Below are 26,711 nucleotides of genomic sequence, written 5' to 3' on the forward strand. Positions count from 1 at the left end.
GAGACTTGTTCGTGCGAAAGATTAAATCAGATCCATATACGTACTTCTTTTTACTGCCGGCAGGTGCTATTTACCTTATCTTTTTTATCCTGCCGACTATATTATCCTTTTTCTTTAGTATGACATGGTGGACATTGACGGATTGGAAATTCATTGGACTTGAAAATTTTAAAGTGTTTCTGTCCGAACCTTCCATGAACATAGGCTTTCGAAATACGATCATCTATGCAGTTGTAACCAGCGGCTTGAAAGTCGTTTTAGGTCTGCTGCTCGGTGTATTCCTTAGTATGCGGCTTCGTTCGGTGGGCTTCATCCGTTCAATGGTTTTCTTTCCGGCACTTCTTAGTACCATAGCTGTTGGAATTGCATTTTCCACGCTGATGCACCCATCACAGGGGATGATAAATGCTGCCCTTTCTTTCTTAGGTATTGTAGGACCTGACTGGCTTGGCGATACAAAGATAGCATTACTTTCTGTTGCTTTAGTCGATGTGTGGAAAGGTGTCGGCATCGCAACCGTCATCTTTATAGCCGGTATCATGTCCATTCCACAGGAATATCACGAAGCACTCTCGATTGATGGTGGTAACGCGTGGCATCGATTCAGGAATATCATTCTGCCACTCAGTCGTCCAGCTATGAATACCGTCATAATTCTATCGTTTATTGGCGGTCTTCGTACGTTCGATTTGATTTGGGCGATGACAAAGGGAGGACCTGGATTCAGTACAGACATCATTGCCTCTATCATTTATAAACAATATCAAGCTGGTTTTTACGGAATCTCCACAGCCGGTAATGTTATCTTGTTCATAGTGGTAGCTGCGCTGGCCTTTCCGTTGTATCTCTATTTAAACCGAAAAGAGGTGGATTTATAATGGAAAAAATGATAGCGCCTTCATCTCCGCCAGAAGAAAAGATGTTTGTACCAAAAAGAATCAAACAGAAAAGAACAAGAACCGCAGGACGTTTGATCACAGAAATATTCGCGGTAGCTGTGACCATTATACTTTTTGGCATACCTTTGTATTTCATATTTGTGAATGCTGCTAAAGACACACAAGAATCCTCTTTGCTTAACATGTCGTGGCCAAGTACATTTCAGCTGATTGAAAATCTCCAACTGGTTTTTGCAGCTGAAAACGGCATGATCATGCGGGCCTTTTTCAATAGTGCTGTTATAACAATCGCTTCGATTGTTTTGCTTATATTTTTCGGTGCGATGGCAGGGTACGTGCTACACCGTAAACGTACAAAAAGCACACCAGTAATCAATTTTTTGATTTTAGTAGGTCTGATAATACCGCCCGCTGTTGTACCAACTATTTGGGTGTTGGAAAGTATCGGTCTTTTCAAGACGATGCCAGGAATTATTTTTGTTGAAGTTGCACTTCACCTGCCATTCACTGTTATGCTTTATCGCAGTTTTATGGCAACAATCCCGAAACAATTGGATGAAGCGGCTCTTATAGACGGATGCGGAAAGCTGAGGCTGTTTTTCTCTATCATTTTGCCGCTGCTAAAACCAGTGTCTGCAACCGTCATTGTACTTACAGCTGTAGGAGTTTATAACGATTTTGTTAACCCATTGTACTTTTTCCCAGGAGCTGATAACGCTACCTTACAGCTCACCCTCTATAATTTTATGAGTCTGTACAGCACCCAATGGAATTTGCTGTTTGCCAATATTCTTATCATTTCATTGCCTCCGCTCATTATGTTTATTTTCTTTAATAGACGGATAGTTGCGGGCATGACAGCTGGATCAATCAAGTAACCATTTTAATAAGGGAGGATTTATGTATGAGTCTACAAGCAACTGCCATTGGTAATTTAAGAGTGGAATATCGAATCAGACCAGTCGGAATTGATAGCGAAAAACCGCGGTTTAGCTGGAATATGTCAGCTGCTGAATCAGGTCAAAAGCAAACTGCCTATCAAATCTTGGTCGCACGAAACCCGGATAGCTTAACTCCTCAAGCTGCAGATTGCTGGGATAGCGGGAAAGTACCTTCAGGGATATCTGTTGCAATCCAGTATGGTGGTAACATACTCCTCCCTTCTTCTACGTATTATTGGAAGGTTCTTGTCTGGGATAAAGAAGAAAACCTAATTGAGTCGGAGGTAAGCTCTTTTGAGACAGGACTGTTCAGTGAAGATTCCTTGGATAATTGGGACGGAGCAAAATGGATTGCCATGGAAGGGAAGAAAGATAAAAAAGCAAATGCGGTCATGTTTCGAAGGGAGTTGAAGCTTTCTAAAAAGGTGAAAAATGCAAGACTTTATGTCACTGCACTTGGTGTATACACATTTTTTGTAAACGGAAATAAGGCAGGTTTTCTTCAGGAAGATGGCTCTGCTGCCGAAGAACTTCTGACACCAGGCTGGATGAACTATGATAAGACCTTACATTACTTCACCTATGATGTGACAAAGGATCTTGCTATTGGTGAAAATGTATTAGCTGCCCAAGTAGGAAATGGCTGGTTTAACAGCAGGATTGGAGAAGGCAGCAATTATTATAACGAGACTGGAAACGATCTGGGGCTGCTCGTGAAATTAGAGGTAACCTATGAAGATGATACCAGGGAAAGTATTATCTCTGATACAGATGGACAATGGAAAGCAACAGACGAAGGACCTATCAGAGAAAATGATATTTATGACGGAGAAGTATACGATGCAACGATGGAACCAGAAGGATGGCTGGAAAAGGACTATGATGACGCTGCATGGTCTACTGTAAAAGAACATTCATATAGAGCATCTTTTCCTGATGCTAAGCTGAAAGCATATCCGGCGAAACCTGCTCAAATACTGAAAGAGCTTGAACAGCACCCAGAATCGATCACTATTTACCAAGGTGTCCTGCCCGAATTCGAAGGGAAAAACGGCCGGGGAAAGATTAAGGTGGTAAGAGAGTATCGGCCGTCAGATTTGAGTGGAGGCTTTACTTTAAAGAATGGCGAAACAGCCATCATAGACCTTGGTCAAAATATGGTTGGTGTACCAAACTACACGGTAAAGGGTGAAGCTGGCGCACAGATCCAAATCCGTTTTGGAGAAATTACTAATGATGATAGCGAAGGTGCGGACGGCCCCGAAGGCTCTGTTTATTTTGAGAATCTGCGAACTGCTGAGCAAACAAGTCTTTACACGCTAAAGGGCGATGAAAATGGAGAAACCCATCAGGATTCTATGACCTTTTATGGTTTCAGGTTTGCAGAGATTAAGGTACTGACAGATGATGCTTCCGTTCAAGTTATACAGTTTACTGGAAAGGTGGCATCTTCTTCTATAGATGAAACGGGGAAGTTTTTAACATCTAGTGATGCTGTAAATCAGCTTTATCGGAACGTGATTTGGGGACATCGAGGGAATTATTTCTGGGTTCCAACTGATTGTCCGCAGCGTGATGAGCGTTTAGGCTGGACTGGAGATACACAGGTTTTTGCAAATACAGCTCTGTATAATGCAGAATCTGTCCTATTTTTAGAAACTTACATGGATACCCTTGTAGATTCTCAGGAATTGTATGGAATTGATCAAGCTTCCTTTACTTCCGTTGCTCCTGGTGGCAAATGGGCAAACCTCAACAGTTTTGCCAGAACGGGAAAAGGGCCAAAAGGGCAAGCAGGCTGGGCAGAAGCAGGGCTGATCATTCCATGGACTCTTTGGCAAATGACGGGAGATGACAGCAGTATAAGGAAACATTATGCTTCGATGGTGAAGTATATGGATTGGCTGTACATCCAATCTGGTGACGGCCATAGAGGTGCAGCAGGTATTGGGGATTGGCTGGCATTCCAAGGAAGCGGGAATCAACTTGTAAGTGATATTTATTATGCGTATGCTGCTGAATTGATGGGCAGCATGGCGAAACATATCGGTAAAACAGAGGACGCGAAAAAATACAAAGAACTGTTTCATAACATTAAAACGTCTTTCATTAAGCATTATATAACTACGGGAGATCAAGATAATCTCGTAATCAAATCTTCTTTAACTGAAAATCCAGAAGATATCTTTGAAGAAGGAATTGACGTATATAAAGCAACGAAAGAGGATAACAGCCAATTTGCTCTGCTATGGGTGTTAAAGCTTGGCCTTTATGAAAATGAAGAACAAAAAGCAAAATTAATAGAGTTATTAAAAAACAATATAAAAAATGAAACGGCATACAAGGCTGCACATCCCAATAGCACGCGTGTGAATTATGCTGAAAACACTTTATCAGTAGGCTTTCTTGGTGTCCATGTGATAGCTCCTGTCTTATCTGATATTGGCAGTTCCGATCTTGCGTATGCGTTACTGCTGCAGGATCAGATGCCTTCGTGGTTGTATTCTGTCAAAAATGGTGCCACAACGATTTGGGAACGATGGAATTCTTACTCCAAGGAAAATGGATTCGGGTATGTGGGTATGAATTCATTTAATCACTACGCGTATGGCGCTATTGCAGAGTGGATGTATAAATACATGGCAGGTATCAGCTATGACTCAGATACCCCTGGATTCAAGCATATTCAATTACAGCCTACTTTTGATGAACAAAAACGAATAAAGGAAGTTCGAGCAGAATATAATTCAGTTTACGGTGTAATCAAAAGTGGATGGAGAATTAATGGCGATAGTATTTATTATAAGGTGACTATCCCAGCGAATACGACAGCTACTTTATACCTCCCAATTGGAAAAGATACAGGGAAAGATATAGATGTTAAAAATGCAGAAGTGCTGCATAAAGGAATGCGGGAAGGAAAGGCTGTATACGAAATAGAATCAGGAAGTTACGAATTTAAAGTAAAGCTTTGATAAGGGAATTGGCTGTCAATCATCAGGCAGCCTTTTCCTTATTTTAATGTTGGATTTTAATGAACATAATGTGGACAACACACCAACTCTCAGATGAGATAAATTTCGGTGAAAGCAGCATGAGAAAAGGAAATGACACAGCAGCGATTATATACAGCCATAACACTGTGAAATTACATATTAAACTTACTGTTTAAAGGACATGGAAGGAAACTTATAGAAAGTATAGAATCAAGCTTTGCTTCTAAAAATTACTTTTACTTATTGGGAAATTAAAAGCAGGGGAGGATAAATAATTGGGATATGAACTTAAAACAAAGGAAACAGACAACAGTGTGCTGGATTTTATTGAAGCTGTGGAAAATCCTAAAAAGCGAGAAGATGCTTATAAGCTGTTAGATATCTTTAAGGAGACAACAGGTTATGAAGCCAAAATGTGGGGTGCGAGTATAATTGGATTCGGTTCTTATCATTACCGTTATGCAACCGGTCACGAAGGAGACGCACCACTTGTCGGGTTTTCGCCGAGAAAAGCCAATATCAGTCTTTATCTAGCTCCGGGTGAACCTGATAGGGAAGCACGCTTACAGAAACTCGGTAAGTATAAGACCGGGAAGGCATGTGTGTATATTAATAAGACAGCAGATATTGATGAAAATGTCTTAAAGCAATTGATTAGAGATTCTGTGAACTTTTTAAAAGAAACGTATCCTGAGTCGCTGTGATGAATGACAATAAAGGCTCAGCCAGCCTAAGGAGCTGGCGCTATGTTTTTTTGTAAGCGGTATCAAATATAGTTGGAGAAACTAGCGGGAGAGTTTTAAATTTCCGTGCTCAATAGGAGGACCGTTCATGAGGAAAGCGCGAATTGGATTGTATTCTGTTGGCTTAGAGGCATATTGGAGTCAGTTTCCTACATTAAAAGAACGTTTGTTAGGATATAACCAGCATGTTAAGGTTCAAATAGCGCAATGGGCAGATGTGTACAATTTCGGTTTGGTAGACTCTGAGCAAGCTGGCAGGTCAGCAGGCGAATACTTTCAAAAGGAGCAAGTTGACATTATATTCTGCCATGCCGCAACGTATTGCACGAGTGCCTCTATCCTGCCGATTCATCGAATGTGTTCTGTGCCAGTCATTTTCCTCAATTTGCAGCCGACACGCCAAATCAATTATGCAGAAACATCAACTGAAGAATGGCTGGCTCACTGCGGCGCCTGTCCAGTGCCTGAATTTGCGAATGCATGTCACCGAGCAAATATTCCGTATCATGTTGTGAATGGGTTGATTGGACTGAGGGAAACTCCATCAGTTTCCAAAACGAATGAGGCGACAGCAGAGGAGCCGGAGGCAATCAATGCTTGGAAACAGATTAAGGAATGGGTTATAGCGGCTTCTGTGAAGCGCAGCTTGCAATATAGTAACTTCGGTTTTCTCGGAAACACATACAGCGGTATGCTGGATATGTACAGTGATTTTACGATGCTGCAGGCACAGCTTGGAATTCATGTAGACGTTTTGGAGATTGGTGATTTGAAAGAACAGCTAGAGCAAGTGTCAGACAAAGATGTAGAGAAAAAGCGCGCAGAAATTGAAAGTGTGTTTACGATCAGTGAGGATTCGCATAGTGACCCGATTGCCAAGAAGCCAACAGAAACGCAATTGAATTGGGCGGCAAAAGTAGCTGCTGCCGAGGCACAGCTCGCTGATACAAGAAATTTGGATGCATTGACTTACTATTATCACGGTGCGCCGGGCAGTGAGGAAGAAGCATTGCAAGCAGGAATGATTGTTGGAAACAGCTTGCTGACAGCCAAACATATCCCATGTGCAGGAGAAGGGGATCTAAAGACCAATATTGCTATGAAGATCTGTGACCTTCTCGATGCAGGCGGCAGTTTTGCTGAAATTGTGCTCACAGACTATGCAGAAGAAACGATTTTGCTTGGTCATGATGGTCCTTTCCATATAGCTATCGCAAAGGAAAAGCCTATCTTGCGGGGAATGGGTCTGTATCATGGAAAGCAGGGAACCGGAGTGGCAGTGGAGGCAAAAGTGAAAGCAGGTCGTGTTACCACACTAAATGTCACTCAAACGGTTGAAGGGAAAGTCAAATTCATTATTAGCGAAGGAGAGGCAGTAGATGGTCCGATTATGCAAATTGGAAATACCCAGACGCATGTCAGCTTTAATGAGCATCCAGATATTTATATGACTAGATGGTTTAAAGAAGCTCCGACACATCATTGCGCACTGGCAGTTGGACACATTGCTTCACAGCTTGAGAAGATTTCTATTCTACTTGAGGTTGAATACGTTGTTTTATAAAAATAGAGCCGTTCCTATTGGGAACGGTATTTGTATGTAAAGCACTTGGTAACGTTTCGAACGGAAAAAGATACTTTATATTGCTAAGATTTAATGGTCAATTTGTTATAGTAGGAAATTATCAACCGCGATAGACGGTAATATAAAGGAATTGATAGGCGAGAATCCCATGACAGATGCATCGCAGTACACATATAGCAGTCCACCCAATTATAGTATGTTTTTCGAGAGATGAGCTTAAAGATGAAATGAGGAATAAGTTCCTAGTTAGTATTTTTCATTTATCAAAATTAACTGATAATTAATTGACTGTTTTATATGGAACTAGTTACCATATGGGTACAGAGAGGAGGTAAAAAATGGAACCTAAGAAAAAGTTGTTTACAGTTGTCCTTGCATCAGCAATTGCTATTGGAGCAGTATCCACTTCGGCATCTGCAGCAACTGGAGATCTATCTCCGGCGTCTGTAGAATACGAAGGGAAAAATCAGGAAACGGTTGAACCGCAAGCTGTGCCAGCTGTTGTTGGAACAGCCTTCATTTCAGGAGCGGCAACTGCAGCTGGAGCTGCGGTAGGTGACTGGGTTGCTGATAAGATCATTGGGATTTGGAGTTCTGAACAAGATCCGGTAAACAGTGATGCGAATTTGGATCCAATGTTTGACTGATACTTAACATCATGATTATATACTTACTCTAATTTAAAGAGGAGCAAGCAGCAGTTTGCTCCTCCCTTTATAATCTGGGAGGTTAGGTGATGGGGAAGAAAGTCAATGTGGTCATAATAACCGTGCTCTCTCTTTTCACACTTTTTCATTTTTCGATTTTAGTATTACATACTGGTCCGCTTAATCCTGTTTATACAAAGTATCGTATTCCTGTTGAAAACTATATCAGTCCGCTTTTTACTCAAAATTGGAATTTGTTTGCCCCAGATCCAGTCGAGGAAACGCAAAATATCCTTATTCAGTATCGCACAGCTTCGAATGAAACTTCAGAATGGTTTAATATATCACAACCTCTGCTTGAAGCAAATCGCTCCAATATTATAAGTTCCTATAACAAAGCTGCTCGTATACCTTCAGGTATCTACTTCGGCATCTTCAAAGAAAATGATATCCTAACTGCAATGGGCGAGAATGCAAGTGATGAGGAGCTGAATGAATCGATCGATATGGATAAGATCGAAGAAACAAGATCAAAGCAAATAAATTTGCTGTATCGTTTTGCAAATTCAGCAATTCCCTTAGTAACTGAAGAAGAAGTAAAAGATGTAAGAGTCAGAGTGGTAAATGTGAAGGCAATCCCATATTCTGAACGAAATAACACTGACTATGAGCAAGTATCAGAGCATATCGATTTTGATTGGAAGGAATACTTTCCTGTCCTAACTTATTCATAAGAGGAGAATTTCATATGCTAACCAAATTATATGGATGGTTCAAAAGCCCGCAGCATCTGATTGGTGCTAGTATTCTGCGTATAACCCTAGGTATACTGATTCTGTATTCTTACGTTGCCAATTATTCTTTACGGCAATATTTCTGGGGAGATTCCGGAATAATCGATAACGCTTCATACACTGAAATGAATCGTGTCTTTTTCTCCGTCTATGGCTTATGGGATGGGGCTGTGATGTTTGAGATCATCTATCATCTTGGTATGCTTATCACGTTTTTATTCACATTAGGATTTGGAGGTAAAATCGTTCAGATCCTGAATTATATTTTTACCTTCTCATTGATTAACCGGAACGGTTTAATCAGTGATGGCGGCGACAATCTACTGTACGTGTGTTTATTTTATATGCTGTTCATGAATGTGACCGCATATTTTTCTTTCAAACTGAAAAATAAATCTAAGCTTAGTTATAAATTTCAAGAGCAACGTGCTATATTGCATAACTTTGGAGTAATCTTTGTAATTGCGCAGCTGAGTTTAATGTATTTCATGTCCGGCTTTTATCAGGCAATGGGGGAAAGATGGAGCAGCGGTACAGCGGTGTATTATATTATGCAGGTAGAACAATACTCCATAGGTCTATTACCAGATTTCTTGATTACAAATCCTGAATTCATCGTGATTGCTACCTATGCTTCTGTATTGATAAAACTGGCTTTCCCATTTGCGATATTCAATCGCTATACGAAATATATAGTATTAACCGGTATAGTACTATTCCATCTAGGAATCCTTTTCCAAATGGGGCTAGTAACTTTTTCCCTCATCATGATTGCAATGGACCTGCTTCTGATCACAAACAAAGAATATCGCGCATGTCATAATATGCTTCAAAACGGCATAGAGAAAATTAGAAAAAGGTGGAGAACGGGAAGAAAAGAGGAGAGGACGTCAGCATGAAACCTAGTAAAATTTCCTTTTTGTACAAAAACAAAAGCGAGGAACCGATTGAAGTTTGGCTATCGGCTGCACCTGGTACGGAGGGTATTACTTTTGGACACGAGGAGCCCATCAGCATACATGAAGATAATGTGCTCGGGAATCTTTACTATTTTGAGGTCCCTGCCAAAAAGACAGTATCGTATGAAGCAGACTATAAAGATGCAGCACGATACGAGCTTAAACCAGAAGAACGCCAATATTTCCTCCGGAGCACAGAACTTATACCAATAAACGAAGAAACAAAGAGGTATGCGGAGGAATTAACATCACCCTTTGACAGAGATGTGGATAAAGTCAGATCGATATTTGATCACGTACGAAAAAGCTTTACCTATACCAGTCGACTGAAAGAAAGAGGCTTTCAGCAATGCATACGTAATAAAAAAGGGGATTGCGGAGAACTTTCGGCAGTCATTGCCTCCTTTTGCCGTTCCATTCAAATACCGTGCCGCGTGATGGTGGGCAGTTTCAGAGGCAAGTTTCAGCCCCATGCATGGAATGAAGTGTATTTGAAGGGCAGAGGATGGGTAGCCATGGATGTTAGTCTGGCGATGTACACATTCCCAAGACATCCATTGAGGAATATAGGAGCTACTGTCCGATGGGGAGCTTTTAGTAATAAGCAACGTTATGCGGAAGAAATTGAGGAAGGTCGTGTTGTATTCTCAATAGACCCAGAGAGGAAGCTTTATCCTGCTTATACAAATAAAAGCACAGCAATGAAGGATACTGTCTATAAGGTTGGGGCAAAGGAATTGGCATGGGGCTTTGAGTCGATGGAGGGGGCAGCTCCGTATATGCAGCCAATCTATCCGAGGTTAAATGAGTCATATGCTGCTGTAAAGACAAAAGATCTCTTAGGTACATATAAAGTAACACCCAAAAATAAGTTTGATTATTATTCTTATCTTATTAAAATACAGTCTTTTTTCATTGCAGCACTATTAATCTACTTATCATTAATAGCCACTTTTATGCAGTTAGAGCCGCCAGATTGGATAGTGAATTCTATCGAAAGTCTGACAGCTATATTATTGGGGATTTTTAGCTTACTTACAATCATAAGGAAAGAATACAACTTTCCGATTCTAGTTCTGTGTATACTCTTTACATTTTCGATAGTCAGTTTCCTGTATGGTCTGGTCTGAGTGAAAGGGGAGGATCAAGTGTACGTGCTCATTTATGATGGGGAGTGTAATCTTTGCAGCAATTTTATCCGTTTTGTGATCAGAATCAACAAAAATCCTCGATTGTTTATTACTGATTTCAATAGTAATTGGACAAAAGAAAATATACATGTTGACCCCAATGTAGATAGTATGATTTTTATATCAAATGATGAAAGGTACATCTATTCGGACTCCATCATCAATCTCCTTAAATCAGCCAACAAACTTTTTTACCCATTAGTTTTAGCTAAGCTGATTCCAAGAACAGTCAGGGATGCAATTTATCGTGTCATAGCGCGAAACCGAAGAAAACTCTTTCTTAAGAAGACATGTCCTTTACCCTCTCAAACTGAAAAGCGAATGTTCTTGAACTGAGGAATTGGAAGATAACAGAGGTGAGAATCTAAAGAAGTTTAAACTCTTGAGATTCTCTCTTATTTCTTGAACAGACTACATCAGTTGACGATAAAAATATTATGTCAATTAATGTAGTCATTTTTTTCTCAAAATTATGTCTTTCATCTAGCCAGCAGAAGAAATTCTGTGATACTATTTTACCTATGTAAAGAAAAAGCGTAATGGAGAGAGACACATGAAGGTAGCAAAATTTGGTGGTAGTTCAGTAGCAAGTGCGGAACAACTCCGCAAAGTAGCACAAATCGTAAAAGCTGATCAGGAGCGGAAATTTATAGTCGTTTCTGCCCCAGGTAAACGTGATAAAGCGGATACCAAGGTGACAGATTTACTTATCGCTATCGGAGAAGCGCATAACAAAGGGGAAGACGTCAGTACACAGGTGGAAAGAGTACTATCACGTTTCCGGTCCATTGTGGAGGAATTAGAGCTTGATAGCAATCTGATTGAACAGATTGCCGATCATCTAAAAGGTATCTTGGCAGATACTGTCCCATCCGTTAATAAAATGGATGCGCTGAAGGCGACAGGAGAAGATTCCCTAGCTAAAGTGTTCAGTGCGTATCTCAATAAATTAGGCGTGAAGGCGGCCTATGTGAATCCTCAAGAAGCAGGTTTGCTTGTGAGAGAGGATTTAGGCGGTGCGCGTATACTGGATGAGAGCTTCGAGCTATTGTACAAGCTTCGCGAGCGTGAAGGAGTACTTGTTATTCCGGGCTTCTTTGGCTATACAAAAGAAGGGAAGCTTGCAACATTCCCTAGAGGAGGGTCAGATATTACTGGTTCTATCGTAAGTGCAGGCGTAAAAGCATCTTTATATGAAAACTTCACCGATGTGGATAGCGTGTACAGTGTAAATCCGAATATCGTTGACCATCCGAAAGAAATCAACACGCTCACATACCGGGAAATGCGAGAGTTGTCTTATGCAGGCTTTTCTGTCTTCCATGATGAAGCACTGATTCCTGCTTTCCAAGCAAAGATACCAGTATGTGTGAAAAATACAAACAACCCGTCTGCACCTGGAACGATGATCGTTGCCGAAAGAGAAGTATCAGGTAATCCAGTTATCGGAATTGCCAGTGATACAGGCTTCTTGAGTATCTATATCAGCAAATACTTAATGAACCGTGAGCTAGGCTTTGGACGGAAACTGCTGCAAATACTTGAAGAAGAGAATATTTCCTTCGAGCATGCACCTTCCGGAATCGATGATATGAGTGTGATTCTGCGTGAAAGTCAGCTGCCTCCTGAAAAAGAAGCAATTGTCGTTCGCAGGTTAAAAGATGAACTGAAAGCAGATCAAGTATCAATTGACCGTGATTTGGCTATGATCATGATAGTTGGTGAAGGAATGATCGAGACAATCGGTGTATCAAGCACCGCTACAAAAGCATTCACGGATGCAAATGTGAACATCGAAATGATCAACCAAGGATCCTCTGAAGTATCCTTGATGTTCGGTATCAAAGCACATCAAATCAATGAAGCTGTGCAATCATTGTACACAGCATTTTTCAAGAAATGATGAATCCGGCCAGCGTCTGATGTGACGTTGTCCGGATTTTTCACATTAAGGAACTAAAAACAGATATGCTCCATTTTCTTTCAATATTATGAAAGGGCTTTCTATCCCTTCTTTGACCTTCAATTCTTTCAGTCTCCAACAGTGATCGTTGAGCCTGATAAATCCCTCATGGCAAGTGTTCCTAATACCTTCAATCTGCTGATAAAGAACGGATTAATTTTGATCTATAGAACCATTACATACGAATGTTTCGATTTAATCAGCATTGGTAATCCTGTATAGGAGTTCCAAAATAGTGCTATTGGATTCATGGACGATAGCAGATTAGATGCAAGACTTGGCTATACTAGCTGCCCCGTGACCGAAGTTGATGAGCGTACCGATTATCTTTCCTGTCTCTAAAATGAAGTTTCTTGCACTGCTGACTACAAATTAATGCACACCTCAAATGCTTATTATTTTTGAAGGTAAGGAAGCTGGACTTAATAGAGGATCCTCAAATATTACTTGCGCCAAAAAGATTTCTAGTGGTTAATTAAGCGGGGGAATGACAGAGACTGATTCGCAAATTAGCTTGAAAGGAAAGGAAAAGGCATTCTTTGCATGCTAAAAATCTTGTTATTGCTAATTTCTGCAGACTAGTTTACGCTATGTATGTGCAAAACTTTGCAGGATGTGATCATATTGAGACAATTACTTATTGTTGGTGCCGGTGAAGAAGCGGTTCAAATCATCAAACTGTTCCAACAGATAAAAGGATTCCAGATAGTCGCGATGCTAGTTAAACAGCCCAGCGCTATCGTAAAATATCAAGCGGAACGATTGGATATCCCGCTTTGGAAAGATGTGACAGCGGAATTGCTCGGACATGTCGATTTTGTGCTGGAGACTTCAGAGAGATTAGCAGATTACATTGATCCGACTTCCTGCAAAGCGGAGATCATATCAGGTCAAAGTGCACAGCTGATGCTAGCATTCGCATCTCAAGAAGAGACAGAGAAATCTTCTACATATAATAACCAGCAGTTTCGCAGTAAAACGCTGGAGTACTTGCATGAGGGGGTCCTGTGCATCAACCGCCAGGACGAGATTATGTATATAAATGAAGCAGCAGAAAAACTGCTTGGAAGCAAGAAACACCATTTAATAGGTAAACCGATAATACAAGTTCTTCCCAATTCGAGGCTGCCGGAAACCATTCGAAAAAGAGAGCGATACGTGGATGAGCAGCTGAAGCTTCCTTCCGGTATTGAGATTGTCTATACCTGTGCTCCGATAGAAAATGACCAAGAGGAAGTAACTGGCGCTTTTACAGTGATGAAGAAAACGGTCGATATCGTTGCGTTGGCAGAAAAGCTTACGGATGTCAGGGAAGTCAAGTCAATGCTGGAAGCAATCATCGACTCCTCTCAGGAGGCAATCAGTGTAGTAGACGAAAATGGCATAGGTTTGATTGTCAATCCTGCTTATACACGGCTTACCGGTTATACTTCTGAGCAGATAGTCGGGAAGCCGGCAGTTACGGATATTATGGAAGGTGAAAGTCTGCATATGCAGGTGCTCCGAACACGCAGACCGGCCACAGGAGCCCGGATGCGCGTTGGTAAACATGGTAAGGAAATGATGGTCAATGCAGCGCCGATCATTGTTGACGGGAAATTGCGAGGAAGCGTAGGAGTCCTGCATGATATATCGGAGCTGCATGAGCTGCAGGATGAGGTACAGCGAGCTCGTAAGATCATTCGCAGTTTGGAAAACAAATACACGCTGAATGATATCGTAGCGGATTCGGAATCAATGCAAGTAACGCTCGAACAAGTTAAATTCGCTGTTAATGCGGATGCGCCTTGTCTTTTGCGCGGAGATGCAGGTGTAGGAAAGGGAATGTTCGCTGCTATCATCCATAATGAAAGCAAACGACGCCACCGGCCCTTCATCCGAGTCGATTGTACAGTTGGTGATGAAGAGAGCTTAGAGAAACGGCTGTTCGGTTCACTGCGCAACAGTCATGATACTGGAATGATTGAAAAAAGCGACGGCGGCACATTATTTCTCGATGATGTTGATGCCATGCCGCTTCGTGTCCAGGAGAAACTATCGAACTTCATGGCAACAGGCAAACTGCAGCTTACTTCAGGGAAGTTGAAACAAGTGGACGTGAGGATAATAGTTAGTGCGCGTCATCCTTTGGAACGCGCGGTTTTCGAAAAGAGATTTTATGAACCTCTCTTCGAGAGATTGAAGCGTATAACAATCTATATACCAGCTTTAGTCGAACGGATGAAGGATTTCGAAGGATTGTTATCCACAATTGTCCACAAGCAGAATCAGCTCCTGCAGTGTGCTGTTCAATCTGTTTCTGAAGCATCAATCAGTGTATTGAAAGAAAAGAAATGGTCTCATAATGTAAAAGAGCTGGAAACAACTGTGGCGCAAGCAATGACTTTCCTGGACAAGACGGAATATGTCATCCAGCCTAGACACCTGCAGATTTCTTCTCAGGATCAGCAATCCTTAACGGGTACATTACAGGAACAGGTGGAGAATCTGGAGAAGCAGTTGATTGAATCAGCATTACGGGCGAATGACTTTAACAAAAAAGCAACAGCAGATCAGCTTGGAGTGTCGATTCGTAATCTTTACTATAAGATGGATAAATATGATTTTGATAGAAGTGGCATGCAAGATTTTTCATAATGGGGAAGGAAGAATACGATGCATAAGTTTACCGCTCTTGAAAAAATGGCGGCAGCGAAGCAAGACTTCTCGATTGCAATCGCAGCTGCTGATGACCCTTCCATTCTTAAAGCAGTAAAGAAAGCGGCCGATCAGCAAATGGCGTCCTTTCTGCTATATGGAGACATTGATCGGCTGAAGCAGTTTATGAAGGAAGAACAGCTGGCAGAAGAGAAAATCACCTGTATTCATGCAGCGTCTTCGGATAGAGCCGCTGATATGGCGATAGAAGCCTGGAAGTCAGGCAAAGCAGATTTACTGATGAAAGGAATTGTCAGTACAGATGTGCTGGCTGGTAAAATCTTGAAGGATAAGACGATGCTCACGCAAGGAAACATCCTGTCACAGCTCGCAATTTTCGATATTCCTTCTTATCATAAACTGCTTTTCCTGACGGACGCAGGTATTAATATCGCCCCGTCCTTGGAGATAAAGAAAAAAATCTTGGACAATGCCGTAACTGTTTACACAAAGATGCTCCACGCAGAGCCGAAAGTCGCAGCACTGGCTGCTACTGAAAAAGTGAACCCTGCAATGACAGCCACGACTGACGCAGCGCTTCTCTCTGTCATGCAGCAGCGCGGGCAGATAAAGCATTGCCAGATTGATGGTCCGCTAGCACTGGATAGTGCCTTATCCGCCCAGTCGGCTGCTATCAAAAAAATTGATTCAAATGTTGCAGGAGATGCGGATGTCCTATTGGTCCCGGAAATCGAAAGCGGAAATATGCTATATAAATCATTCACCTATACAGCAGGAGCTATAAGTGCCTCCTTGCTGGTAGGGACGAAATCGCCTGTCATCCTCACATCACGTGCGGATGACAGTACGAGTAAATATTTTGCAATATGCTTCGCAATAGCGGCAGCATCACTTGCCTAGGAGGAATTAAGATGAAAATCTTTGAAACGTTGGAACAATACGATTACGAACAGCTAGTCCTTTGCCAGGATAAAGAATCCGGTTTGAAAGCGATCATCGCAATCCATGACACAACGCTTGGTCCGGCTCTTGGCGGTACAAGAATGTGGACGTACGCAACAGAAGAAGAGGCAATCGTTGATGCGCTGCGTCTGGCAAAAGGCATGACATATAAAAATGCTGCAGCTGGTTTGAATCTTGGCGGAGGAAAGACTGTCATTATCGGGGATCCAAAAAAAGATAAAAACGAAGCGATGTTCCGTGCATTCGGCCGTTATGTTCAATCTTTGAATGGTCGATACATCACGGCGGAGGATGTTGGTACGACAGTAGAGGACATGGAGCTTATCCATACTGAAACAGATTTTGTAACTGGTATCTCTGCTGAATCGGGATCTTCAGGCAACCCGTCTCCTGTAACAGCTTATGGCGTATACAAAGGAATCAAAGCGTCTGCTAAAGAAGCTTTTGGGGATGACAGCTTGGAAGGAAAAACAATTGCTGTCCAAGGTATCGGAAATGTTGCTTATGCTTTGTGTGAACATCTTCATGCAGAGGGCGCCAAATTGATTGTGACTGACATCAACAAAGAAGCTGTCCAAAAAGCGGTTGAAGCATTCGGAGCAACTGCAGTCGATCCAGAAGATATTTACGGTGTGGAATGTGATATCTTTGCTCCTTGTGCATTAGGTGCAGTAATCAATGACGATACCTTGCGTGTACTGAAAGCGAAAGTAGTGGCTGGAGCTGCAAATAACCAGTTGAAAGAAGAACATCACGGGCAAATCCTGTTTGAACGCGGTATCGTTTATGCACCTGACTATGTGATCAACTCCGGCGGTGTTATCAACGTCGAGGATGAATTGCACGGCTACAACAGAGAACGTGCGCTTCGTAAAGTAGAGACGATTTATGACAGCTTGCAGCGCGTATTCGAAATCGCAAAACGTGATGAGATTCCGACTAGTATCGCTGCTGATAGAATGGCTGAAGAAAGAATCGAAACAATGCGCAGATCCAGAAGCCAATTCCTGCGTAACGGCCATCATACTTTAAGCAGAAGATAATAACGAGGGGGAAACCGCGTGCATACAGCAGAAAACCGCATTTTAGCTATCAATCCAGGTTCTACTTCTACGAAAATCGGTGTGTTTGATGACGAGCATAACATTTTTGAACGAGTGATCCGCCATGATTTAGAAGATATAGGCGGATATGAAAGAGTGATGGATCAGTACCAGTTTCGAAAACAAATCATCTTGGATGCATTGGATTTCGAAGGTATCAATGTGTCCAAGCTAACTGCGGTCTGTGCACGCGGCGGACTGCTCCGTCCGCTTGAGGGCGGTACATACCGTGTGAACGAAGAAATGCTTGCTGATCTTAAAGCTGGTTACAGTGGCGAACATGCCTCCAATCTGGGAGGATTGATTGCTTATGAGATTGCAAGCAGTCTCCATATCCCTGCCTTCATCACCGATCCTGTTGTGGTTGATGAATTGAATCCGCTGGCACGGCTTTCAGGATTGCCTGGTGTGGAAAGAAAGAGTATCTTCCATGCATTGAACCATAAAGCGATAGCGCGAAAAGCGGCAGCTGCCAAAGATAAGGGCTACGAGGAAGCAAATATAATCGTCGTGCATCTTGGAGGTGGAATTACTGTCGGTGCGCATCATCATGGACGCGTGATCGATGTGAACAATGGTCTGAGCGGGGAAGGTCCATATACGCCAGAACGTGCGGGGACAGTTCCAGCGGGTGATTTGATCGAGCTTGCGTTGAGCGGGACTTATACAAAGGACCAGCTTATGAAAATGCTCACAACTAAAGGCGGGTTCATGGGTTATCTCGGTACGAATGACGGAAGGCTCATTGCCGACAGGATCAAAAAAGGCGATCAAGAGGCAAGGATGATTTTTGAAGGAATGGTGTATCAGACAGCAAAAGAAGTTGGGGCAATGAGTGTCGTTCTCTCTGGAGAAGTAGATGCGATTGCAGTGACTGGCGGACTTGCGCATGATGAGCTGTTCATCTCCCTGCTGAAGGATCGGGTGAGCTGGATCGCAGATGTGCTTGTATACCCAGGAGAAAACGAGCTTAGAGCTCTGACTGAAGGTGCGCTTCGTGTCATGCGAAAAGAAGAAGCGGCAAAAGTTTATGTCGTATAGGAGGCAGAAACAATGGTAAGAGAATATGACATTGTCATCTTAGGAGGCGGTACGGGCGGGTACGTAGCCGCCATCCGTGCTTCCCAGCTAGGATTAAAAACAGCGATCGTGGAAAAAGCTGAGCTTGGAGGAACTTGCCTTCATCGAGGATGCATCCCATCCAAGGCATTGCTCCGTTCTGCTGAAGTTTACCGGCAAACAAAGGAAGCGGCAGCTTTCGGTATACATACAACAGATGTGCGTCTGGACTTTTCAGGCGTACAAGAAAGAAAAGAAAAAATCATCGATCAGCTGCATCGCGGGGTTCAGCATTTGATGAAAAAAGGGAAAATAGATGTTTTTCAAGGTTACGGCAGAATCCTCGGACCTTCCATCTTTTCTCCGACGGCAGGAACGATTTCGGTGGAATTTGCCGACGGCAGCGAAAATGAAATTCTTCTTCCGAAAAACGTTATCGTTGCCACTGGTTCTTCTCCGCGTTCCTTACCAGGCATCAACTTTGATGAAATCAGAATTCTTAGTTCTGAAGGTGCTTTGGCACTGCAGGAGCTTCCGGAAAGCATGACGATCATCGGTGGTGGTGTCATTGGAATAGAGTGGGCATCTATGCTCCATGATCTCGGTACAAAAGTCACCGTACTCGAATATCAGGATCGTATCCTGCCTACTGAAGACGAACATATCAGCAAGGAAATGTTCAAGCAGCTCAAAAAGCGCGGGATCACCATCCATACCAATGTGCAAGTGAAGAGCGCCGCAGCCGATGACAGCAAAGTGACCGTCAAGGCGGAGATGAATGGGGAAGAGCAAGTATTCGTTTCTGATAAAATTCTCGTCTCTGTAGGCCGTTCCGCAAATGTCGCTGACATCGGGCTGAAAAATACCGATATCCAGCTATCAGAGCAAGGCTTCATCCAGACAAATGCTTTTTACCAGACCAGTGAATCCCATATTTATGCAATTGGCGATGTGATTGGCGGTATGCAGCTGGCACATGTTGCCTCCAGGGAAGGCATCATCGCAGTCGAGCATATTGCAGGACATCAGACAGGCGTATTGGACTACAGCTTGGTTCCTGCTTGTGTTTACAGTTTCCCTGAAACAGCAAGTGTCGGCTTGACGGAGGCACAAGCAAAAGCAGAAGGGTATACAGTCAAGACTGGAAAAATGAGTTTCCAAGCAATCGGAAAAGCGTTGGTATACGGTGAAGCAGAAGGCTTCGTGAAAATTGTTGCCGATGAAAAGACGAATGACCTGCTTGGCGTCCACATGATCGGTCCGCATGTGACAGATATGATTTCAGAAGCTGCGCTTGCCAAGTTGCTTGATGCGACACCTTGGGAAATCGGCCAAACGATCCATCCGCATCCGACACTCTCGGAAATTATCGGAGAAGCGGCACTTGCGGTCGATGGAGAGCAAATCCATGGCTAAGATATTGAAGAAAGGGGGAGCGGCGATGTCAGAAACAAGACATGCTTCTCTTGGATTATCAGACGAAAAAGTATTGGAAATGTATAGATGGATGCTTCTGGCAAGAAGAGTGGATGAACGTATGTGGCTCTTGAACAGAGCTGGTAAAATTCCGTTTGTTATCTCTTGTCAAGGGCAGGAAGCAGCACAGGTTGGCGCTGCAATGGCGTTGGACACGGAAATTGATTATCTATTGCCATACTACCGTGACTTAGGACTGGTTATGCCATTCGGTATGACTGCGAAAGATTTGATGCTGTCTGCTTTTGCAAAAGCAGAAGATCCAAACTCCGGCGGCCGTCAGATGCCGGGCCACTTCGGGAAAAAATCCTCTCGAATCGTGACAGGTTCGTCACCAGTGACTACACAGGTGCCGCATGCTGTCGGTTTTGCACTAGCTGCCAAAATGGAAAAGAAACAGCTGGTCAGCTTTGTAACGCTTGGAGAGGGTTCCTCAAACCAAGGTGACTTCCATGAAGGCTTGAATTTTGCAGGTGTTCATAAACTGCCTGTCATCACGATGGTTCAAAACAATAAGTATGCCATCAGTGTACCGCAGGAAAAACAGCTCGGCTGCGTGAACGTATCAGACCGGGCTCAAGGTTACGGCATGCCTGGATTCACAATTGACGGCAACGATCCTCTAGCTGTGTATCAAACTGTGAAAGAAGCACGGGAGCGTGCTCTGAATGGGGAGGGGCCAACGCTTATCGAGACAGTTGGATACCGCCTGACACCGCATTCCAGTGATGACGACGATATGACATACCGGGAAAAGCAAGAAGTCGAGGAACAGCGTAAGAAAGATGGCTTGCTGACTTTCGGTGCATATTTGCGTGAAGCTGGTGTGCTGACGGAAGAACTGGAAAAGCAAATGGAAGAAGAAATAAAGCTAATCGTAAATGAAGCAACAGACTATGCTGAGCATGCTGAAGATCCGGAGCCGGAATCCGCACTGCTTCATGTGTATGCCGATTAAGGGGGAGAAACAATGCCAGTAATGTCTTATATCCAGGCAATCACGCAGGCGATGCGTGAAGAAATGGAAGCAGATGAAAAAGTATTCGTGTTAGGAGAAGACGTCGGGAAAAAAGGCGGTGTGTTCCGTGCTACAGACGGCCTTTATGATACATTCGGAGAAGGACGTGCATTGGATACACCACTTGCGGAATCAGCAATCGCCGGTGTCGCAGTAGGTGCTGCGATGTACGGTTTAAAACCGATTGCTGAAATGCAATTCGCTGATTTCATCATGCCGGCGGTTAACCAAATTGTTTCAGAAGCTGCGAAAATCCGCTATCGTTCCAATAACGATTGGACGTGTCCAGTTACAATTCGTGCGCCATATGGCGGCGGTGTGCATGGTGCCTTGTATCACTCCCAATCTGTAGAGGCGGTTTTTGCAAACCAGCCTGGATTGAAGATCGTGATGCCTTCTACGCCTTATGATGCGAAAGGTCTCTTGAAAGCAGCTATCCAGGATCCGGATCCAGTTTTGTTCTTTGAGCATAAACGTGCTTATCGTCTTATCAAAGGTGAAGTGCCTGCTGATCCTTACACGCTGCCAATCGGTAAAGCAGATGTAAAACGAGAGGGTACCGATATCACTGTCATCACGTACGGATTATGTGTGCATTTCGCATTGCAAGCGGCAGAAAAGCTTGCAGCTGAAGGTATAGAAGCACATATCCTTGATTTGCGTACCGTTTACCCGCTTGATAAAGAAGCGATCATCGAGGCCGCTTCAAAAACTGGGAAAGTCCTGCTGATCACAGAAGACAATAAAGAAGGCTCAATCATTGGAGAAGTTGCAGCTATCATCGGGGAGAATTGTCTCTTCGACTTGGATGCGCCGATTCAGCGACTGGCAGCACCGGATGTGCCAGCGATGCCTTATGCGCCTAGTACAGAGAAATACTTCATGGTCAATCCTGCAAAAGTGGAAGCAGCCATGCGAGAATTAGCGGAATTCTAAACGAGGTGTAATGATGACGATAGAAAAAATAACAATGCCAAAGCTCGGTGAAAGTGTCACCGAAGGTACGATTAGCACGTGGTTGGTCAAACCTGGAGATCAAGTAAGTAAATACGATGCCATTGCGGAAGTGATGACGGATAAAGTAAACGCGGAAATACCCAGCAGTTTCACTGGTGTGATCAAAGAATTGAGTGTGTCAGAAGGCGATACGGTCGAAGTCGGTGCGCTGATTTGTACGATTGAAACAGAAGAAGCAGGAGAGAAAAAGGAAGCAGTTGAAACTGCTCCTTCTGCAGATGCAGCATCATCCCGCGATGCGGCTGCCGATACTGCGATGAAATCACGTTATTCGCCGGCAGTCATGCGGCTTGCACAGGAAAATGACCTGGATCTTTCCGCAATCACTGGAAGCGGAAAAGGCGGCAGGATTACACGTAAGGACGTAGAAGCCATCATTGCGTCTGGTGAAAAGCCGCAGAAACAGGAGCAGAAGCAGCCAGCAGCTGAAGAAGCGCCAGCACCTGTCCGTGAGCAAGCAATTGAACCAGCACATACAGCCCAAACAGATGCAGTGGGTAAATCCATACCGGTTACTGGCGTCAGAAAAGCTATCGCCACTAATATGGTCAAAGCAGCAACGGAAATTCCGCATGCATGGATGATGGTGGAAGTGGATGTAACCGATCTGGTTGCTTACCGCAATAAGGTGAAGGATGCGTTTAAAGAGAAAGAAGGCTATGCACTGACTTTCTTTAGTTTCTTTGTAAAAGCTGTCGCGCAGGCACTTAAAGAATTCCCGCAGCTTAACAGCTCATGGGCTGGCGACAAAATCATCCAGCATGATGATGTGAATATCTCTATTGCAGTAGCAAAAGAGCAGGAATTATTTGTCCCTGTCATCCAATCTGCAGATGATTTGAGCGTTAAGGGTATCGCGAAGCAAATTACAAACCTTGCCAAGAAAGCACGTACAGGCAAACTGACAGCAGCCGACATGCAAGGCGGAACATTCACTGTGAACAACACTGGCTCATTCGGATCAGTCCAGAGCATGGGCATCATCAACTATCCGCAAGCAGCAATCTTGCAGGTGGAATCAATCGTAAAACGTCCAGTCATCATCAAAGATATGTTTGCTGCACGTGATATGGTGAACCTTTGTTTGAGCCTCGATCATCGTATCCTTGATGGATTGATCTGCGGACAGTTCATGGCCAGGGTGAAAGAGATTCTGGAGAACGTATCCGAGTCGACAATGCCGGTTTACTGAGAAGGTCATAGAAATTGAAAGAGACTGAAATTGCTGATACACTTAAACTAGTGTAAAAGGAGGAATACCGATGGCAGATTTCAGAATGTTTATGAACGATATCGTAACGACTGCTAGGAAGGATCTTACCGATGCAGGGTATACGGAATTAACAACACCGGAAGAAGTGGATTCCACGCTTAAGAACTCCGGAACGACGCTTGTAATGATCAATAGCGTTTGTGGATGTGCCGGCGGAATTGCTCGCCCGGCAGCCGCCCACAGTCTGCATTATGACAAACGCCCTGATCAGCTTGTGACGGTTTTCGCAGGTCAGGATAAAGAAGCAACAGAAAGAGCAAGGGAATATTTCACTGGCTTCCCGCCAAGCTCTCCGTCATTTGCTTTCTTGAAGGACGGCGAAATTGTTACGATGATTGAACGTCATGACATCGAAGGTCATGAGCCAATGGAAGTAGTCAATAGACTGCAGTCTTTGTTCGATGAGCATTGTAAAGAAGTTTGACGGAACAAGTCCCCATCCATCTGGATGCGGGACTATTCTGCTTTTGATCACTTTTAACGAGGAGCAGGACTGTGAAAATAGGTTACCGAACGATTAAGACTGCGGTAGGAACACCGCTTGCAATATGGATAGCGGAGCTTTTGCAGTTGGAGAACAGTGTATCCGCAGGTATCCTGACAATTTTGTGCACACAAGTAACAAGAAAGAAGTCCTTTTTGGCAGCTTGGCATCGAGTAGCTGCCTGTTTGCTGGCAATCGTGCTGTCTTTTGTGATATTTGAGACTATCGGGTTCCACCCTATTAGTATCGGTATCTTGCTGCTTGTCTTCATTCCAATTACTGTCATGCTGCATGTATCTCCAGGAATCGTATCAAGTGCTGTTATCATTTTGCATTTATACAATTCCCGCCATATTACGCTGGATTTGATCATCAACGAGATAATCCTCATAGCTGTAGGGATAGGCGTGGCACTAATTGTGAATTTGTATATGCCAAGCCTGGAAGCTACAATCCGCCGGAAACAGATCATTTTGGAACGGAATTTTATGAAGATTTTAGAAGAAATCGCGCTATATCTTCGTGAAGGGGACCAGTCTTGGTCAGGGGAAGAAATCACTCAGACCGAAAAGATACTGAAGGAAGCAAACCAGCTTGTCGGCAGGGATGTGGAGAATCATGTGCTCCGGTCAGAGCATCCGTATTATGACTACTTTGAGATGCGTACGAAGCAATTTGCGATAGTGAAAAGAATTCTGCCTCTTATCAGCAGGCTTCCGGAGACTTCCTATTCACAGTGTGAGCAGCTGGCTCATTTCTTTGCAGGTCTAGCTGATTCTGTCCATCCTGGAAATACGGCAGTTTTATTCCTGGAGGAACTCGAAGCATTGCGGAAGTCCTTCGATGAAGATCCGCTTCCGAAGACAAGAGAGGAATTCGAGACACGTGCCCACTTATTGCAGCTGTTATACGAGATGGAAAATTACCTGGAACTGAAACAATCGTTCAAAGAAAGCGATGTACAACATAGAAATAGACAGAAGGAGCAACAATAAGCACATCACCATCTGAAAAGGGGATGTGCTTATGCGCACGTTGCTGGTAGCTTTCACTTGTCTGTCGATTTTATCTCCGTTATGGCCATTCGGTGAAAATCCTATGCCGGGAAGACCGCTCATCATTGTCAATAAAACGACAAATCAGCTTGCATATTTGGATAAAGGGGAAGTAATCAAGATTTATCCGGTAGCGACCGGCAAGAAGCCGGAGTCGACACCGGAAGGGATCTTCCTTACATTGTTTAAGACGGAATATCCCGGGTATACCCGAAAAGGTATTGCCGGCGGTGATAAAGACAATCCGTTGGGAAGCAGGTGGATCGGCTTCAATGCCAACGATACTCAAGGACGCACCTACGGTATACACGGAACGAATAGACCAGAGTCGATTGGTACTCGTGTATCCGCAGGATGTATCCGGATGCGAAACAGTGATGTGGAAGAATTATATGAACAAATACCAGTAGGCACAAAGGTAAGAATTGTGACTGGATGGAAGTCATTTGAAGAAATTGGAAGGGAAGATGGAGCTATTTTGTCTCCTAAAGGACAAAATAGCTCAAAGTGATGGCAAAAGTGGATAATAGCATTGTGATTATCATCAAGTAGACCATGAACTTCATGGCAACGCTTTGCTTGGATCTTTTTTTGTTCTGTTTGGCCAATGGAATGGAGCCCCCTTATCTGTTTATGTCCATTGTACAGGGAAGCGGCTAGGGGGACAAGGAGAAACCAATAGATAGAATAGGAGTACATAAATCCATGATAAAAATAAATGAAGACCGTTTGGTCGAAGAGTTCTTCGAATTAGTCCAAGTTGATTCGGAGACAGGGAATGAAAAAGAAATCGCCGAGGTACTGAAAAGAAAATTCACCGAACTAGGCTTGCAGGTTCAAGAAGATGATTCTATGGCGAAAACCGGACATGGAGCAAACAATCTGGTTTGTACTTGGAAAGGAAATGTTGAAGGAGCAGAAACGATTTATTTCACCTCACATATGGATACAGTAGTGCCTGGCCAAGGAATCAAACCGCAGATCAAGGACGGATATATTACGAGTGATGGCACAACAATACTCGGAGCTGATGACAAAGCTGGGCTCGCTGCCATACTGGAAACAATCAAAGTGTATAATGAGCAGGAATTGCCGCATGGCACAGTTCAATTCGTCATCACAGCTGGGGAGGAAGCGGGACTTATCGGCAGCCGGGCACTTGATTCATCCCTGCTGACAGCTTCTTTCGGATATGCCATTGACAGTGATGGTCCTGTAGGTGACATCGTTGTGGCAGCTCCGACACGTGCTTCCGTGCTGGCAAAAGTTTATGGTAAGACAGCGCATGCAGGGGTAGCACCTGAAAAAGGAATTTCAGCTATCACTGTAGCAGCTAAAGCCATCTCAAAAATGCCGCTTGGCAGAATTGATGAAGAGACTACTGCCAATATCGGTCGATTTGCTGGAGGCAAACAAACGAATATTGTTTGTGATTACGTCGAGATCCTTGCAGAAGCAAGATCGCTTGAAGCAAACAAGATGGAGGCACAGGTCCAGAAGATGAAGCAGGCTTTCGAGCAAACCGCTGAAAGTATGGGTGCGCGTGCAGAAGTGGAAATCACTGTGGAGTATCCTGGCTACAAACAGCAAGCGGGAGACCGTGTCGTCGAGATAGCTCGAACAGCTGCCAAAAGCATCGGACGTGACAGTAAGCTGACTCACAGCGGTGGTGGCAGTGACGCAAACGTGATTGCAGGCTTCGGTATCCCGACTGTGAATCTGTCTGTAGGCTATGAAGAGATCCACACAACCAATGAACGCATCCCGGTAGGAGAATTAGTGAAAACTGCAGAGATGGTTGCGGCCATCATACGTGAAGTTGCTAACAGCAAAGAGCAGTAGGAGGCACATGCCTCCTATTTTATTTGCAAACATGCTATAATAAGAA

24 protein-coding genes are annotated in these 26,711 nt (G+C 43.5%); 23 read left to right on the top strand and 1 reads right to left on the bottom strand.

What is annotated here, in order from left to right:
- Nucleotides 1-11: 11 nt before the first annotated feature.
- The 22 genes from SFC25_RS02555 (at nucleotide 12) to SFC25_RS02660 (ending at nucleotide 25,334) form a co-directional block, all read left to right on the top strand.
- The gene (locus SFC25_RS02555) at nucleotides 12-878 is read left to right on the top strand and encodes a carbohydrate ABC transporter permease (RefSeq protein WP_411213788.1); all 867 of its coding nucleotides are present in this window, start codon (nucleotides 12-14) and stop codon (nucleotides 876-878) included.
- A 41-nt stretch (nucleotides 879-919) separates the two neighbouring features.
- Nucleotides 920-1,777, top strand: coding sequence for a carbohydrate ABC transporter permease (locus tag SFC25_RS02560; protein WP_411214195.1), 858 nt, complete (start codon nucleotides 920-922; stop codon nucleotides 1,775-1,777).
- A 26-nt stretch (nucleotides 1,778-1,803) separates the two neighbouring features.
- Nucleotides 1,804-4,815, top strand: coding sequence for an alpha-L-rhamnosidase (locus tag SFC25_RS02565; protein WP_411213789.1), 3,012 nt, complete (start codon nucleotides 1,804-1,806; stop codon nucleotides 4,813-4,815).
- A gap of 296 nt (nucleotides 4,816-5,111) precedes the next feature.
- Nucleotides 5,112-5,540, top strand: coding sequence for a DUF1801 domain-containing protein (locus SFC25_RS02570; protein ID WP_411213790.1), 429 nt, complete (start codon nucleotides 5,112-5,114; stop codon nucleotides 5,538-5,540).
- A gap of 127 nt (nucleotides 5,541-5,667) precedes the next feature.
- Nucleotides 5,668-7,143, top strand: coding sequence for an L-arabinose isomerase family protein (locus SFC25_RS02575; protein WP_411213791.1), 1,476 nt, complete (start codon nucleotides 5,668-5,670; stop codon nucleotides 7,141-7,143).
- Nucleotides 7,144-7,502: 359 nt separating this feature from the next.
- On the top strand, nucleotides 7,503-7,811 hold the full coding sequence (locus tag SFC25_RS02580) for a hypothetical protein (protein ID WP_411213792.1): 309 nt from the start codon (nucleotides 7,503-7,505) through the stop codon (nucleotides 7,809-7,811).
- A gap of 89 nt (nucleotides 7,812-7,900) precedes the next feature.
- On the top strand, nucleotides 7,901-8,545 hold the full coding sequence (locus tag SFC25_RS02585) for a DUF5819 family protein (RefSeq protein WP_411213793.1): 645 nt from the start codon (nucleotides 7,901-7,903) through the stop codon (nucleotides 8,543-8,545).
- Between the two features lie 14 nt (nucleotides 8,546-8,559).
- Nucleotides 8,560-9,504 (top strand): HTTM domain-containing protein, encoded by a 945-nt coding sequence (locus SFC25_RS02590; RefSeq protein WP_411213794.1) that lies wholly within the window; start codon nucleotides 8,560-8,562, stop codon nucleotides 9,502-9,504.
- Nucleotides 9,501-10,694 carry a transglutaminase-like domain-containing protein gene (locus tag SFC25_RS02595; RefSeq protein ID WP_411213795.1) on the top strand — a complete coding sequence of 398 codons (1,194 nt, stop codon included), beginning with the start codon at nucleotides 9,501-9,503 and terminating at the stop codon, nucleotides 10,692-10,694. Before SFC25_RS02590 ends, SFC25_RS02595 begins: the two co-directional genes overlap by 4 nt.
- Before the next feature lie 24 nt (nucleotides 10,695-10,718).
- Nucleotides 10,719-11,090, top strand: coding sequence for a thiol-disulfide oxidoreductase DCC family protein (locus SFC25_RS02600; RefSeq protein ID WP_411213796.1), 372 nt, complete (start codon nucleotides 10,719-10,721; stop codon nucleotides 11,088-11,090).
- A gap of 217 nt (nucleotides 11,091-11,307) precedes the next feature.
- Nucleotides 11,308-12,657, top strand: coding sequence for an aspartate kinase (locus tag SFC25_RS02605; RefSeq protein WP_411213797.1), 1,350 nt, complete (start codon nucleotides 11,308-11,310; stop codon nucleotides 12,655-12,657).
- Nucleotides 12,658-13,341: 684 nt separating this feature from the next.
- Nucleotides 13,342-15,354, top strand: coding sequence for a sigma 54-interacting transcriptional regulator (locus SFC25_RS02610; RefSeq protein WP_411213798.1), 2,013 nt, complete (start codon nucleotides 13,342-13,344; stop codon nucleotides 15,352-15,354).
- A gap of 18 nt (nucleotides 15,355-15,372) precedes the next feature.
- Nucleotides 15,373-16,275, top strand: coding sequence for a phosphate acyltransferase (locus tag SFC25_RS02615; RefSeq protein WP_411213799.1), 903 nt, complete (start codon nucleotides 15,373-15,375; stop codon nucleotides 16,273-16,275).
- An 11-nt stretch (nucleotides 16,276-16,286) separates the two neighbouring features.
- On the top strand, nucleotides 16,287-17,381 hold the full coding sequence (locus SFC25_RS02620) for a Glu/Leu/Phe/Val family dehydrogenase (protein WP_411213800.1): 1,095 nt from the start codon (nucleotides 16,287-16,289) through the stop codon (nucleotides 17,379-17,381).
- Nucleotides 17,382-17,399: 18 nt separating this feature from the next.
- Nucleotides 17,400-18,482 (top strand): butyrate kinase, encoded by a 1,083-nt coding sequence (gene buk / locus SFC25_RS02625; RefSeq protein ID WP_411213801.1) that lies wholly within the window; start codon nucleotides 17,400-17,402, stop codon nucleotides 18,480-18,482.
- A gap of 12 nt (nucleotides 18,483-18,494) precedes the next feature.
- Nucleotides 18,495-19,916 carry a dihydrolipoyl dehydrogenase gene (lpdA, locus tag SFC25_RS02630; protein ID WP_411213802.1) on the top strand — a complete coding sequence of 474 codons (1,422 nt, stop codon included), beginning with the start codon at nucleotides 18,495-18,497 and terminating at the stop codon, nucleotides 19,914-19,916.
- The gene (locus SFC25_RS02635) at nucleotides 19,909-20,934 is read left to right on the top strand and encodes a thiamine pyrophosphate-dependent dehydrogenase E1 component subunit alpha (RefSeq protein ID WP_411213803.1); all 1,026 of its coding nucleotides are present in this window, start codon (nucleotides 19,909-19,911) and stop codon (nucleotides 20,932-20,934) included. The genes lpdA and SFC25_RS02635 overlap by 8 nt, the downstream gene beginning before the upstream one ends.
- A gap of 12 nt (nucleotides 20,935-20,946) precedes the next feature.
- Nucleotides 20,947-21,930 (top strand): alpha-ketoacid dehydrogenase subunit beta, encoded by a 984-nt coding sequence (locus tag SFC25_RS02640; RefSeq protein ID WP_411213804.1) that lies wholly within the window; start codon nucleotides 20,947-20,949, stop codon nucleotides 21,928-21,930.
- A gap of 13 nt (nucleotides 21,931-21,943) precedes the next feature.
- Nucleotides 21,944-23,203 carry a dihydrolipoamide acetyltransferase family protein gene (locus tag SFC25_RS02645; RefSeq protein WP_411214196.1) on the top strand — a complete coding sequence of 420 codons (1,260 nt, stop codon included), beginning with the start codon at nucleotides 21,944-21,946 and terminating at the stop codon, nucleotides 23,201-23,203.
- Between the two features lie 70 nt (nucleotides 23,204-23,273).
- Nucleotides 23,274-23,708 (top strand): BrxA/BrxB family bacilliredoxin, encoded by a 435-nt coding sequence (locus SFC25_RS02650; RefSeq protein ID WP_411213805.1) that lies wholly within the window; start codon nucleotides 23,274-23,276, stop codon nucleotides 23,706-23,708.
- Nucleotides 23,709-23,779: 71 nt separating this feature from the next.
- Entirely contained in the window at nucleotides 23,780-24,763 is a 984-nt protein-coding gene (locus tag SFC25_RS02655; RefSeq protein WP_411213806.1) for an aromatic acid exporter family protein, read from the top strand.
- Nucleotides 24,764-24,794: 31 nt separating this feature from the next.
- Complete coding sequence (locus SFC25_RS02660; protein WP_411213807.1) at nucleotides 24,795-25,334, top strand: L,D-transpeptidase; 540 nt, start codon at nucleotides 24,795-24,797, stop codon at nucleotides 25,332-25,334.
- On the opposite strand, the gene prli42 is transcribed toward SFC25_RS02660, so the two are convergent.
- On the bottom strand, nucleotides 25,309-25,389 hold the full coding sequence (gene prli42, locus SFC25_RS02665; RefSeq protein WP_411214197.1) for a stressosome-associated protein Prli42: 81 nt from the start codon (nucleotides 25,387-25,389) through the stop codon (nucleotides 25,309-25,311). The two genes, SFC25_RS02660 and prli42, sit on opposite strands and share 26 nt — an antisense overlap.
- A 139-nt stretch (nucleotides 25,390-25,528) precedes the next feature.
- On the opposite strand from prli42, the gene SFC25_RS02670 reads away from it, so the two are divergent.
- Nucleotides 25,529-26,665 (top strand): M20/M25/M40 family metallo-hydrolase, encoded by a 1,137-nt coding sequence (locus SFC25_RS02670; protein WP_411213808.1) that lies wholly within the window; start codon nucleotides 25,529-25,531, stop codon nucleotides 26,663-26,665.
- Nucleotides 26,666-26,711 lie beyond the last annotated feature (46 nt).

The organism is Terribacillus saccharophilus (assembly GCF_046592595.1).
GTDB classification, from domain to species: domain Bacteria; phylum Bacillota; class Bacilli; order Bacillales; family Amphibacillaceae; genus Terribacillus; species Terribacillus saccharophilus_C.

Coding starts and splice junctions, on each gene's coding strand:
- SFC25_RS02670 (WP_411213808.1), top strand. CDS start 25,529: ATGATAAAAATAAATGAAGACCGTTTGGTCGAAGAGTTCTTCGAATTA.
- SFC25_RS02560 (WP_411214195.1), top strand. CDS start 920: ATGTTTGTACCAAAAAGAATCAAACAGAAAAGAACAAGAACCGCAGGA.
- lpdA (WP_411213802.1), top strand. CDS start 18,495: ATGGTAAGAGAATATGACATTGTCATCTTAGGAGGCGGTACGGGCGGG.
- SFC25_RS02565 (WP_411213789.1), top strand. CDS start 1,804: ATGAGTCTACAAGCAACTGCCATTGGTAATTTAAGAGTGGAATATCGA.
- SFC25_RS02590 (WP_411213794.1), top strand. CDS start 8,560: ATGCTAACCAAATTATATGGATGGTTCAAAAGCCCGCAGCATCTGATT.
- SFC25_RS02615 (WP_411213799.1), top strand. CDS start 15,373: ATGCATAAGTTTACCGCTCTTGAAAAAATGGCGGCAGCGAAGCAAGAC.
- SFC25_RS02620 (WP_411213800.1), top strand. CDS start 16,287: ATGAAAATCTTTGAAACGTTGGAACAATACGATTACGAACAGCTAGTC.
- prli42 (WP_411214197.1), bottom strand. CDS start 25,389: ATGAAGTTCATGGTCTACTTGATGATAATCACAATGCTATTATCCACT.
- SFC25_RS02635 (WP_411213803.1), top strand. CDS start 19,909: ATGGCTAAGATATTGAAGAAAGGGGGAGCGGCGATGTCAGAAACAAGA.
- SFC25_RS02580 (WP_411213792.1), top strand. CDS start 7,503: ATGGAACCTAAGAAAAAGTTGTTTACAGTTGTCCTTGCATCAGCAATT.
- SFC25_RS02575 (WP_411213791.1), top strand. CDS start 5,668: ATGAGGAAAGCGCGAATTGGATTGTATTCTGTTGGCTTAGAGGCATAT.
- SFC25_RS02650 (WP_411213805.1), top strand. CDS start 23,274: ATGGCAGATTTCAGAATGTTTATGAACGATATCGTAACGACTGCTAGG.
- SFC25_RS02660 (WP_411213807.1), top strand. CDS start 24,795: ATGCGCACGTTGCTGGTAGCTTTCACTTGTCTGTCGATTTTATCTCCG.
- SFC25_RS02585 (WP_411213793.1), top strand. CDS start 7,901: ATGGGGAAGAAAGTCAATGTGGTCATAATAACCGTGCTCTCTCTTTTC.
- SFC25_RS02645 (WP_411214196.1), top strand. CDS start 21,944: ATGACGATAGAAAAAATAACAATGCCAAAGCTCGGTGAAAGTGTCACC.
- SFC25_RS02595 (WP_411213795.1), top strand. CDS start 9,501: ATGAAACCTAGTAAAATTTCCTTTTTGTACAAAAACAAAAGCGAGGAA.
- SFC25_RS02640 (WP_411213804.1), top strand. CDS start 20,947: ATGCCAGTAATGTCTTATATCCAGGCAATCACGCAGGCGATGCGTGAA.
- SFC25_RS02605 (WP_411213797.1), top strand. CDS start 11,308: ATGAAGGTAGCAAAATTTGGTGGTAGTTCAGTAGCAAGTGCGGAACAA.